This window comes from Vibrio sp. PID17_43 (assembly GCF_002608565.1).
Lineage (GTDB): Bacteria > Pseudomonadota > Gammaproteobacteria > Enterobacterales > Vibrionaceae > Vibrio.
This window is the reverse complement of the sequence record NZ_LIXM01000027.1, coordinates 1-11,874: the sequence shown is the minus strand read 5'-3', so window position 1 is coordinate 11,874 and position 11,874 is coordinate 1. Positions and strand designations below refer to the sequence as shown.

Genomic DNA, 11,874 nt, shown 5'->3' with positions numbered 1-11,874 from the left:
GGCTCAGCGAACGGGAGTTCGACTCTCGATGATAATAATTTTGCCTAACCCATGAGTTGCTCAGCCCAGCGCTGATGCTGAACTAGTGCCGCCCCATGCTCAGGCGCGATGTAGGGAGAAACTAGAGTCAGCATGCGAATCACGCCTTTGCGCAGCAGTGCCGACTCGTTGAGGCCAGGATCCTGCAGAATCTGGTAATGCGCCCAGTGCAGACCAACCAACAACAGATTGTCAGCCAGAATAGCCTGCTCGGCTTGATCGACATGTAAAACGCCTAGACTGGCCAGACGCTCCAGCATGGTCATGATCAGTCCCTTCAATCGACGAACCAGGGCACGGATCCGCCGGCCAAGGGCCGGCGAATCACAATGCAGGTGATCCAGACTCCTGAAGATAAACTGGTAACGCAAGAAGTGCTCCATCAGGCGGTGCAAAAATGCCCAATAGTGCTCCAGGCTTTCAACCTCTCGTAAAAACGCCTGACTATCGTCGGCAAATAGCTGGTCACATTCGCTAACCAACACCGCGAGGATCTCGTCCTTGCCGCGAAAGTGGTAATATAGGTTACCAGGGCTGATCCCAAGCTCAGTTGCGATCTGTAGGCTGGAAATGGGCTCAACCCCATGCTGATTGAACAGACATCGACTTACCTCAAGGATCCTAGATTTGGTTTTCACGCGGCCTCCATGCACTAGTTATGTTAACGTGGGTATATACCTGGCTACGCGGCGCTGACTGCAACCTGCTGCTGAATATGTTCATATTCAGCCTCGGCCAGACGCTTGATATCCTTGGCAACAAAATCCCGCAGTGTGCTGCCAACAAACGGCAGCGACGATGATACCGAGATGGTGACGTGGTTTTCACAGCGCTGATTGTCATCAAAGGCGATCAGTCGCATTTCACCTTGTACCGTCACCGGCACGCCGACGATCTCCACCACCAGATCACAGGAGATGGTGTCGTCGTCCAACCAGTGCCACTGCTCCTGTTGGCGGATCTGATTCGAAGCGCCAAGCACCGCTTTCAGTACCGATGGCACCTGGGCCGGCACTTCGCGTTCGGTGCGAGTCCTAAACCCATCATCAGTTTCTACCAACTCCCGGACCCGGGTATATCGTGCTCCGAGCTTTGAATATTTCTCTTCGATCAGGTCGGTTTCGCTAAAAAACCGGATCACCTCATCTAGGGGGGCCGCGTAGGCATGAACCAATTCGATTCGTTTCATTCCCACTCCTTGGTTGTCTATTTTCTGTCTACTGATTATCCTGCTGCTTAATCTAGCACAGGCTTACAGATGAATATCCCGGATAAAACTGGACAGGGCCTGGATCTCCCGCTGTATCTGCTGCTGATTTTCATGGGCAGCCTGAGCTTCGGGCAGATCCGGTCGGTACTTTTCATCCAGCTTGTCTGGGTACATATGAAAATAAGTGTTCATGATCAGCTCACCCAGTTTCGGGAATAGCCCGTGAACCAAGGCACCGAACATCCCCAGCCGGGTAGCGACGCGCTTCGGCCGATCGATAACAGCTTTGGCAACCATCTCTGCTGCTTCTTCAGGGCTGAGGGTTGAGACCGACCGATAGGTTTCCACCGGTTCCAGCATCGGCGTGTCGACCAAGGGCATATGGATCGTCGTCATGTGCACGTTGTAGTCAATCAGCTCTGGAGCCGCACAGCGGGTAAAGCTTTCCAACGCAGCTTTAGACGCAGCATAAGCAGCAAAGCGTGGCGGATTGGTCAGCACTGAAATCGACGAAATATTGATAATGTGGCCACCGTTATTGGCGATCATGCCTGGCAGAAAACCGTTTATAAGCCTCAGTGCGCCGAAATAGTTTATCTGCATCAAGCGCTCATAATCGTGGAAACGGTTTAGCGAGTTGATCACAGGACGGCGGATCGAATGACCGGCGTTATTGATCAACACATCGACCTTACCGAACTGCTGTTCAACCAATTGTAGCATGACATCCACGGCTTCAAGGTCGGCAATGTCGCAATAATATGCCGCCGCATTGCCACCTAGCTCTTCGACTTCTCGAACCGTCTCCTGCAATCGTTCGGGGTTACGCGCCACTAGCAACATCTGTCCCCCTGCCTTCGCTAGCTTAAGGGCCACGGCTTTACCTATGCCTGATGAGGCGCCCGTGATCATCACCGTTTTACCCTTCAGCCGCGCTTTGAGACTACGCGCCAGATGCAGGTCAGGGTCCAGGTTTCGCTCCCAGTAATCCCAGATCGCTGGGGCGTAATCCTCAAGCCTTGGACAGCTAATGTCCGTACCTTCTAGGGCTCGTTGAGTATTACGGCAGTCAAACAGCGTTGGCGTGGTAAAGAACGAGGCCACCGCTGGCGGGATCCCGAACTCCTGACACAGGGATTGTCCCAGTCGCTTTAACAGAGGCTGATTGCCTAGCTCTTTACGTAGCGTCTCGGGCAGTAGTTCCAACAGACGCAGGTCAATCCGCATCGCCATCCGAGGCGCATGTCCTGCGCGGGCGAAGATATTCACTATCTCGCCGGCACGGAATGGCTCAGGATCGGTCAGATGAAAGCACTGGCCGTTCAACTCCGGCTTATGGGAAATATGATCCATGGCGTCGGTGACAAAATCGACCGGCACCAGATTCAGGCGCCCCCCTTCAAGCCCTAGCATAGGCATCCACTGCGGCAAGGAATCGCGCATTTTCTGAATTAACTTGAAGAAATAATAAGGCCCATCGATACGCATGGCCGCACCAGTTTTCGAGTCTCCGATCACCACCCCTGGCCGATAAATTCTCCATGGCAATGCGCTCTGTTCACGCACCAGCGCCTCGGAGGCCAGTTTACTGGTCAGGTAGCTATGACCCTCGGGATGAGCTTGATCGAACATATCTTCATGGAACCAACCACGATACTGGCCAGCGACGGCAATTGAGCTGACATGGTGAAAACAGCCTGCACCCAGTTTTTCGGCTAGCTGAAGCGCATGACGGGTTCCGTCGATGTTGACTTTGTCGATAGTGTCACTGTCGGCTTCGAACGAATAAACCGCGGCAAGATGGAAGAAATGTGTCACTGAATTACTGAGTTGATCGATCCACTGGGGCGCGATTCCCAGCTTCGGTTGGGTTAAATCGCCTTGAACAAACACCAAGTGATCCGTTGGGAACCCAAACTGTTTTGCCGCATTCAGGATCTTAATCCGGCTATCGTCATTGCGAACCAAAAGGTAAAAGGTTCCTGGCCGTTTGGTCAGTCGTTGTAAGAGGTTTAAGCCAATAAATCCGCTGGCTCCGGTGATAAAGTAGTTCATATTCATTCCTTGAGCAGCCTCCGCAATATTTCTTTAACTCTGCCAATAACGCTTGGCAACATTATTTCTCTGTGCCATTTAAGTATAGCAAACTGGTACGACCACTTTGTGTTAACTAGGACACACAAACGCCAAAAAGCTGCACAAGTCTATGATATGTACCAAGCAATGCTGGACCAGATGAAATGATCAAGGAGCAGGTTGTTTTAAAAATATTGCCGGACAGTAACTTGCAAGAAAACCCGCTTCTGCCATCAACAGGGCACTCTTGAGAGCAGAACAAACCCGAGATTCGGACTTCACTGTGTCATCAAAGAAGACAGCCTTACGCCCCCTGATCAAAAGGGCTTTGGAAAGGGCGTGAAAAGGAAGTCTGGCCGGGTATAGCCGACCATATTACACTCGCGGTGGATAAGACCGCCCAGTTATTGAACTATTTGGCTAGCTCACGCTCAATCGCTCTCACCAGTTTCCGGGCATCGGGTTTGGTTGTCGACGAAAACCAGTCAACCAGTTGGCCGTCTTTATTCACTAGGAATTTGTGAAAGTTCCAGCGTGGTTTACCCAGGAAACCGACCTGTTGTCCGGCCCAGGTATAGAATGGGTGCTGATCTCTGCCTTTCACCTTTGTTTTTGCGGCTAGTGGGAACGTCACCCCGAAGTTAAATTCACAGAAACTATTGATACTGGCATTGGAGGCTTTTTCCTGACCACCAAAATCGTTGCACGGCACCCCGACGATCACTAACCCCTGATCACGATAGGTTTCCCACAAACTCTGCAATTGCTTGTACTGCGGGGTAAAACCGCACTCTGAGGCTGTATTGACCACCAGCACTACTCTGCCCTCGTAATCGGCTAGTGACAACGCATCACCAGCGATGGTATCGAAACTGAAATCGTGAGCATTGCCTTCGCGACTTTGCCAAGGAACAGTGACTAAAGCAGCGAAATATTGGATTTTACTAAACATCAAAAGTCCCTCTGGTTTAGAAAATGGGAGACCTGCTCTTACGCTGTGTGAATCATAACGTTCACATTGACTTGGTTTTAATCCCTTTAATATGTAAAGCTGAACAAATTGGAAAGGGCACCCTAAAACGGTTCGGGATCCGGTGGTGTTGCCTTGAGCTATACCTGTCAGTCAATCAGACATGTCTGTGCGATTTACGGCTGCAACCCGGCGAAGAATAAATTAGAGGCCCGATCCGGGGATCTGCATCTTCTCGATCAGGTGTTGGCCAAACGCTCGACAAGGTCGACGTATGCCTGTTTAGCCTTATCTGATTCCATGCCACGCAAGCGCTCCCACGCAGCATACTTGGCGCCGCCTTTAAAGTCGAACAGACCAGGCCGCCTGCCCTGTACATCGCCAGTGCAGCCTTGTTTGTAGTAGGCGTAGAGTGACAACAACGTTTCATCATCAGGCCGTTGCTTCAACGTTTTTACGGCTTCGGCTGCCGCTTCGAATTGGGAAGAGAGTTCACTCATAGTAAGGTCCTTTTTCTCGATAATTGAAGGTTACCGCCAAGCAGTGCTCCGACCAGTATACTGCAGTCATAAATGCTTACACAATAGCTCAAAAAGTGACCCAGACCAGAAACTAGGGAAAATCCCTTTCCGGTAGATTCCCGTTTTGATGTACAGGTAAACCAATTCGAAGGTTCAAATTATTCACAGTGCCTGCGTGTCTTTCTTTGATTTGCTCAACGATCTTCTCTGCCATCATGATGGTTGGGGCATTGGTATTTGCACCAACCAAGGTTGGCATGATAGAAGCGTCAATTACACGCAGTTGCTCGATACCATACACTCGGCCTTGATTATCGACTACCGCTTGCTCATCCTCTATTAACCCCATTTTACAAGTACCGACCGGGTGATACTGAGTATCGGCTCGGTTACGGATGTCTTGCTCAATCGCCTTATCATCATTAGGGTCAACAGGGTAGAAGTTGTCACCACGCACATCATCAAAGGCTGAGCTATTTAACATCTGATACTGCTTTTTCCACCCTTTGATCATTAACGGCATGTCATCAGGGTGACTGAAAAAGTTGGGATCAATCAATGGAGCCTCATATGGATCGCTACTTTGGATGGTAACTGTGCCACGACTCTTGGGTCTTAGCAGCGTCACATGGCAGCTAAACCCATGACTAGTATGAACCTTTCTTGCATGATCGTCAGCCACACCCACCAAAAAGACAAACTCCAGGTCGGGTACATCTACCCCTTCTCCAGAGCGGAAAAAGCCAATCCCTTCAGCAATGTTACTACTCAGTTTGCCTTTGCGCTCCATCTTCCACTCGGGTAACGCCTCGCAGATATCGTTGAGCATTTGCAGTGAAATACCAAACGTCTCATGCTTGGCTGAGGTTTTATAGCTATGTATTAGGTCGATGTGGTCTTGTAAGTTCTTGCCTACACCTGAAAGCTGGTGTACCTGCTCAATGCCGTGTGGTTCTAGATCGGCCTTATCGCCAATACCAGAAAGCTGCAGAATCTGCGGAGACCCAAACGCACCTGCAGATAATATCACTTCATGTTTGCAATAGATGCGAAACACCTTGCCTTTTGAGCCATACTCCACACCCACCGCCCGCTTACCTTCTGTCAGCACTTTATGCGTGGTGGCTTTGGTCACAACAGTTAGATTAGGGCGATCAAGATTCGGGGTAAGGTAAGCTTTTGCTGCGCTACAACGCTCACCATTTAATTGGGTAACTTGGGTCCTCATGGCACCGAATTGCTCGGCGCCGTTCACATCTGGATTACGCGGAATGCCGACCTCTTCACAGGCATCAAGATAGCGATCAACCATCGGACTAGGTGAGCGCAGGTTAGCGACATTCAATGGTCCACCTTGACCATGAAACTCATCTTTCAACTCTTCATTGTTTTCCGCCTTTTTAAAGTAAGGCAAACACTCATCAAAGCTCCACCCTTCGTTACCTAAGCTTGCCCAAAGATCATAATCGTACTTATGACCTCGAGCATACATCATCGCGTTAATTGAGCTTGAGCCACCTAAAGTTTTCCCTCTAGGCTGATACCCTTTACGGCCATTAAGACCCGGCTGTGGCACAGTTTCAAATGCCCAATTATTAATTTTAGTCGGCGTCATGACCACTATACCCACTGGTGTGTGGATAATGGCACTGTCATCTTTGCCACCTGCCTCCAGCAGACATACTGAGATAGTTTCATCCTCAGTAAGGCGTGAAGCCAGCACACAACCTGCTGAACCTCCACCAATAATAATGTAATCGTAACGTTCCATATTACCCTCCGATGTCATTTCGACTGTTAGCTTGCGCTTCAGAATCTTAACTGTCGCCGTTATTGGTAGGAATTCACGAATGAAAGAACGACGTAGTGACAGGAATAAGAGCACTGAAGCGCCAAACAAGCATCATATCCATACGATTTCGCTAATTAGACCTATTACTTTAAATTGTAGTTAAAGCATTTCTTGGCAAACAAAAAAAATCCAACACCGTTAATTCATCGAAACAAAACCCTCCTAACGTCTGTCTCTTGATCAAAAGTCAGTGCTCAAGAGATATCGGGAGTTCATAGCCTTCAAAGATGGTTTGCAGTTTAAACAAACCTTCCCAAAGTGCTCTTATTGAGGCTAGATCTGTAGGCTGGTATCTTTCCTGCCGCCCAATGTTGTGAGACTCTTTTACGTCCAGTGAATCGCCACTGATGCTCGAAGCACCATATGCACCTTGAGTTCGCGGATATCAGACTGAGCTAAAGGTGCTTGATAAGGGAGAGGAATCACACATACTCAACGATAATGCGCATACGTTACTCATTGCTAAAGCTGGCCCAGTAACGTCGTTACTTTTACCCTACAAGGATACGAATAAACGAAGGGATAGTGGTTCGGCTCAATAATGACCGCAATGATCACTATACAATTCTACGTATGCCAAGTAACATGTGACGCAGTCACACTTTCTGTAAATTTGTTGCAGCGACCAAAAACCTACATAGATTCACTCTCATTTTGTTGGGGAAGAATTTTTGGGGGGATTTTGGAGAGAGCGATAAATTAGTTAAAATACAATTAGATAGAATTTATAGATGTTTCAAGATAACCCGCTATTAGCTCAGCTTAAGCAGCAAATCCAAGAAAACCTGCCTAAAAAAGAAGGTTCAGTCAAAGCGACAGATAAAGGCTTTGGCTTTCTGGAAGTGGACAGCAAAACCAGCTTCTTCATCCCACCTGCATACATGAAAAAGTGCATGCACGGTGACAAAGTGGTCGCTATCATCCGTACGGAAAAAGACCGTGAAGTTGCAGAACCACAAGAACTGCTAGAACAGTCTGTTACTCGCTTTATCGGCCGAGTAAAAATGTTCAAAGGCAAACTTAATGTCACTCCAGATCATCCGCAGCTGAAAAAACTATCCCTAAAAGCAAAGCTAAAGAAAGGCCTAAAGCCGGATAACTTCGCTGAAGGTGATTGGGTTGTCGCTCACCTAATCCGTCATCCGCTAAAAGATGATAACGGTTTCTTCGTTGAAATTTCAGAAAAGATTACTGACGCGAACGACAAGATTGCACCATGGTGGGTGACACTTGCACAAAATGACCTACCAAATTCTGAGCCAGCAGGCATTGAGAACTGGGAACTAAAAGACGACGCTGACCTAGAGCGCGTTGACATGACTCATGTTCCTTTTGTCACTATCGATGGTGAATCAACCAAAGATATGGACGATGCACTATACGCGAAGAAGACCGAATCTGGTGATTTCGAGCTAACGATCGCTATCGCCGATCCGACTGCATACATCACCCCTGAAGATGAGATGGATAAAGTAGCGCGTGAACGCGGTTACACTATCTACCTGCCAGGTCGTAACATACCAATGCTACCTCGCGATCTTGCTGATAACCTATGTTCATTGATTGAGGGTGAGATTCGCCCAGCTGTCTGCTGCACCGTAACGGTTAGCAAAGAGGGTATAATTGGCGACGATATCAAATTCTTCGCGGCAAACATCAAATCACACTCGCGTCTTGCATACAACAACGTTTCAGATTGGCTGGAGAGTGGCCATTGTGATGCATGGCAACCAAGTGAAGAAATCGCGGTGATTGTTCGTGATCTATACGATTTCTCTCTTGCTCGTGCAGATTGGCGTGAGAAAAACGCGGTTGTGTTCCCAGATCGCCCAGACTACCGTTTCGAACTTAGCGAAGATAACGACGTTGTTGCTATTCATGCAGACATGCGTCGTTGTGCAAACCGCCTCGTTGAAGAATCGATGATCACAGCAAACATCTGTGCCGGACGCACCCTTCGTGACAACTTCGAAACTGGCGTGTTTAACACTCATGCAGGCATTAAAGCGGAAAAACTTGAAGAAGTTGTAGAGCTAGTGACTCAATCAGGTGCAACGCAATTCACAGTTGAATCGATCTCTACATTAGAGGGTTTTGCGGCATTGCGTCGTTGGTTAGGTGAGCAAGAAACTGCCTATCTCGATAACCGCATTCGTAAATTCCAAACGTACAGTGAAGTTGAAAATCAACCTCTGCCTCACTACGCTATGGGCTTAGATATTTACGCAACGTGGACTTCACCTATTCGTAAGTACGGCGATATGATCAACCACCGCATGCTTAAAGCGGTCATTCTTGGCAAAGATCCAATTCAAACACCGGATGACCAAGTTGGTGAAGAGCTTGCTATACATCGCAAACACCACAAAATTGCCGAACGAAACGTGTCTGATTGGCTATACGCTCGCACATTAGCCGAGGAGCCTACAAAGCAAACTTGTTTCACAGGTGAGATTTTTGATATTAATCGAGCAGGCGCACGTGTTCGACTTCTCGAAAATGGCGCTGCAGCCTTTATTCCGGGTAGTCTGATCCTTGATAATAAAGAAAGGATCGAGTGCAACGGCGACAACGGCACCATCTCTATTGATAAAGAGGTGGTATACAAACTGGGTGACACATTGGAAATCGTTTTGGCTGACGTAAACCAAGAGAACCGCAGTTTAGTGGCCAAGCCGACCCGGGTATTTGCTGATGTAGCATCAACACAAACAGAAGAACCTGTTAGTGAATAATACCGATTAAGGTGAAGGCGCTCATATGAGCGCCTTTTTTATAATCAAAAATAAGAATAACTATGCTGAACATTGAGATCATTCACTTTAATCACTTCACGGCACGAAAAAGTGAGCGCTATTCCGCTACTAACCACGGCTTATATATTGTTGAAGAAGGTTCACTAACCATCAATCAACCAAGTGGCGAACAATTCGAACTCACTACTGGCGACTTTATTTTATACAACTCTTCAGATTTAAAAGATGCTTACGCCAAACCAGGTCCTTTTCGTGCAATCGCCTTGGTGTTTGATATTCATCTATTTACTCAATTTAAAACCGCTCATCCAAGCATCCAGATAGAAGCAGATGAACGTCGTTTTTATGCCTTTTCAGCTCAATCAAACAAGCGCATTAGTAAACTCAAGGACACGTTAATCGAACTCGCTGACCAACAAGCGTCACAGTATGCACAAGCACATATTGCAATGGCATTGCTCTCGTTAATGGCAGAGATTCAGCCTAAGATTCTCTCAATTATTGATGACGCCAGCACTCTAACCACCTCTCAAAAAGCGATTAAGTACATTGAAGACAATATTGAAAAAGATATTACGTTAGAAACTCTAGCAACCCATATGAGCATGTCTATCGCGACACTAAAACGTAGACTCGCAGCAGAGAACCTTTCCTTTTCACATATTTTAAAAGTGAAGCGTATTAACCATGCTGCAACCCAACTGCGTACGTCCAAAAATTCGATTACTCAAATTGCTTTTGAGTCGGGGTTTAAGAGTGCGGCCCATTTTAGTACCGCGTTCAAATCCATCTATAGCATGACCCCTAAAGCGTTTCGCGGCCAAATCATGAAATAGGTTAGTTATCTGCCCAAAAGTAAGCTTGAGGATCGCTTTCCAATTCCCTTATAAGTACCTCAAGCGAGTGGCTGTAAGGTAAGTGTGGGTATGGTGTCCAGTGAAGTTCTTCACCTTGATATTGGGGGACGTAAAAACACCACCCCTGAGCATTTACATTAAAGGTAATTTTCGCTATTGGTGACGTGTAGTCGATATGTTGAGAATCTAACAAAAAATGGGCAAGATATAGCTCTACACCGTTCTCTACGGGTTCGTATAAGCATTTTCCTAACTCTACGGGCAAATTTACATTTCGCTTAGAACATAGAGACTCAATCAACTTGTACAGACGGCTTGTCGCCATTTGAGATACGGACATGAGTTTACTCCCCATTCATTGTTCTTAGTATACACCCAAGTGCCTTGGCGCGGCAGAATTACCCAAAGAGACACTTCCCCACCACTCCTTAGATTAACATGTCCAAAATTGCTGAAATAGCGACCAAGTCACCGCTTTACCTACTGACCATATGACAATCGAACTCCCCCATGCCCTGCCATCGTTTTGATAATCAACCACCTCGTGCAGTTATTCGAGCGCATTCACAAAAATGTAACTTCAACGAAATATGATGATCGCTGCTATCTACCGTAAGTGGAGTTCATTATGTTACGTCTTTCTATGGCGACGTTATTCGCCATGGTACTCTCTCTTCCTTCTGCAATGGCAAAAGAAGTGAGCATCTCAGGTTCTACTTCTGTTGCTCGTGTAATGGATGTGCTGGCTGAAAAATATAATAAAACGCACCCTAATGATTACATCGCCGTACAGGGCATTGGTTCAAGTGCAGGCATCACAATGGTGAACAAAGGTGTAGTAGAACTTGGCATGAGTTCACGTTATTTAACTGAGAGTGAAAAAGGAGAAGACTTAAATGTATTCCCTATTGCTTTCGACGGTCTTGCCGTTGTTGTTAACCGTACCAACTCTGTTGACAATCTTTCTGAACAACAACTGTTTGACATATATAAGGGTAAAGTGAATAACTGGAAACAAGTCGGCGGCACTGACCAACCGATCGCGGTCGTTACGCGTGAAGGATCATCTGGGTCACGTTATAGCTTTGAAAGCCTGCTAGGATTGACCAAAATCGTAAACGACCGTTTGGTCTCTGACATCAATCCGAACAGCCTCGTCGTAAACAGTAACAGCATGGTGAAAACCATTGTGAATCACAACCCTCATGCCATTGGCTTTATCTCGGTCGGTTCCATAGATCGTTCTGTGAAAGCAATTCAGTTCGAAGGTATTGCCCCAACACCAAACAATATCGCCGCTCACAAATATAAGTTGGCTCGTCCCTTTTTGATCCTCTACAAAGTTGACGGCCTAGACAAAGTAGGCAAAAACTTTATGAGATTCCTGAAGTCTAAAGAAGGCCAAAAAGCGATTGCTGATTACGGCTACACGCCTGTAAAAAACTTTGAGCAATAAAAAATGCATAAAAAAGAGAGCCAAATTCGGCTAATGCCGATCAGTTAAGAGATAAATGATCGGTTGAACGATCCTACAGATGGCTTATAAAGGCTCTAAGTTCCCAAAACTTAGAGCCTTTTATTTTGCAATTAACC

10 protein-coding genes are annotated in these 11,874 nt (G+C 47.1%); 3 read left to right on the top strand and 7 right to left on the bottom strand.

Annotated features, from left to right (window positions below; genetic code table 11):
* Window positions 1–44 precede the first annotated feature (44 nt).
* The 6 genes from AK965_RS17210 to AK965_RS17185 all read right to left on the bottom strand — a co-directional run bounded on the left by AK965_RS17210 (window position 45) and on the right by AK965_RS17185 (window position 6,587).
* Window positions 45–677 (bottom strand): TetR/AcrR family transcriptional regulator, encoded by a 633-nt coding sequence (locus AK965_RS17210; protein WP_172438181.1) that lies wholly within the window; start codon window positions 675–677, stop codon window positions 45–47.
* 44 nt (window positions 678–721) lie between these two features.
* Entirely contained in the window at window positions 722–1,228 is a 507-nt protein-coding gene (locus tag AK965_RS17205) for a DUF2505 domain-containing protein (RefSeq protein WP_099080759.1), read from the bottom strand.
* Window positions 1,229–1,291: 63 nt separating this feature from the next.
* Window positions 1,292–3,304, bottom strand: coding sequence for an SDR family oxidoreductase (locus AK965_RS17200; protein WP_099080758.1), 2,013 nt, complete (start codon window positions 3,302–3,304; stop codon window positions 1,292–1,294).
* A gap of 433 nt (window positions 3,305–3,737) precedes the next feature.
* Window positions 3,738–4,277 carry a glutathione peroxidase gene (locus AK965_RS17195; RefSeq protein ID WP_099080757.1) on the bottom strand — a complete coding sequence of 180 codons (540 nt, stop codon included), beginning with the start codon at window positions 4,275–4,277 and terminating at the stop codon, window positions 3,738–3,740.
* 257 nt (window positions 4,278–4,534) lie between these two features.
* The gene (locus AK965_RS17190; protein WP_099080756.1) at window positions 4,535–4,795 is read right to left on the bottom strand and encodes an acyl-CoA-binding protein; all 261 of its coding nucleotides are present in this window, start codon (window positions 4,793–4,795) and stop codon (window positions 4,535–4,537) included.
* Window positions 4,796–4,907: 112 nt separating this feature from the next.
* Complete coding sequence (locus AK965_RS17185; RefSeq protein WP_099080795.1) at window positions 4,908–6,587, bottom strand: GMC family oxidoreductase; 1,680 nt, start codon at window positions 6,585–6,587, stop codon at window positions 4,908–4,910.
* 812 nt (window positions 6,588–7,399) lie between these two features.
* On the opposite strand from AK965_RS17185, the gene rnb reads away from it, so the two are divergent.
* Together rnb and AK965_RS17175 are read left to right on the top strand one after the other, a co-directional pair.
* Window positions 7,400–9,403 carry an exoribonuclease II gene (rnb, locus tag AK965_RS17180; RefSeq protein ID WP_099080755.1) on the top strand — a complete coding sequence of 668 codons (2,004 nt, stop codon included), beginning with the start codon at window positions 7,400–7,402 and terminating at the stop codon, window positions 9,401–9,403.
* 62 nt (window positions 9,404–9,465) lie between these two features.
* Window positions 9,466–10,260 carry an AraC family transcriptional regulator gene (locus AK965_RS17175; protein WP_099080754.1) on the top strand — a complete coding sequence of 265 codons (795 nt, stop codon included), beginning with the start codon at window positions 9,466–9,468 and terminating at the stop codon, window positions 10,258–10,260.
* 1 nt (window position 10,261) lies between these two features.
* Here the strand turns inward: AK965_RS17175 and AK965_RS17170 are convergent, their stop codons facing one another.
* The gene (locus tag AK965_RS17170; RefSeq protein ID WP_099080794.1) at window positions 10,262–10,621 is read right to left on the bottom strand and encodes a DUF3024 domain-containing protein; all 360 of its coding nucleotides are present in this window, start codon (window positions 10,619–10,621) and stop codon (window positions 10,262–10,264) included.
* 288 nt (window positions 10,622–10,909) lie between these two features.
* Here AK965_RS17170 and AK965_RS17165 point away from each other — a divergent pair, with 288 nt between their 5' ends.
* The gene (locus AK965_RS17165) at window positions 10,910–11,737 is read left to right on the top strand and encodes a phosphate ABC transporter substrate-binding protein (protein ID WP_099080753.1); all 828 of its coding nucleotides are present in this window, start codon (window positions 10,910–10,912) and stop codon (window positions 11,735–11,737) included.
* The last annotated feature ends 137 nt before the right edge of the window (window positions 11,738–11,874 follow it).

Bases quoted from the DNA above. Each gene is read 5' to 3' on its own strand.
- AK965_RS17205 (WP_099080759.1), bottom strand. From the start codon at position 1,228: ATGAAACGAATCGAATTGGTTCATGCCTACGCGGCCCCCCTAGATGAG.
- AK965_RS17170 (WP_099080794.1), bottom strand. From the start codon at position 10,621: ATGTCCGTATCTCAAATGGCGACAAGCCGTCTGTACAAGTTGATTGAG.
- AK965_RS17185 (WP_099080795.1), bottom strand. From the start codon at position 6,587: ATGGAACGTTACGATTACATTATTATTGGTGGAGGTTCAGCAGGTTGT.
- rnb (WP_099080755.1), top strand. From the start codon at position 7,400: ATGTTTCAAGATAACCCGCTATTAGCTCAGCTTAAGCAGCAAATCCAA.
- AK965_RS17165 (WP_099080753.1), top strand. From the start codon at position 10,910: ATGTTACGTCTTTCTATGGCGACGTTATTCGCCATGGTACTCTCTCTT.
- AK965_RS17175 (WP_099080754.1), top strand. From the start codon at position 9,466: ATGCTGAACATTGAGATCATTCACTTTAATCACTTCACGGCACGAAAA.
- AK965_RS17195 (WP_099080757.1), bottom strand. From the start codon at position 4,277: ATGTTTAGTAAAATCCAATATTTCGCTGCTTTAGTCACTGTTCCTTGG.
- AK965_RS17200 (WP_099080758.1), bottom strand. From the start codon at position 3,304: ATGAACTACTTTATCACCGGAGCCAGCGGATTTATTGGCTTAAACCTC.
- AK965_RS17190 (WP_099080756.1), bottom strand. From the start codon at position 4,795: ATGAGTGAACTCTCTTCCCAATTCGAAGCGGCAGCCGAAGCCGTAAAA.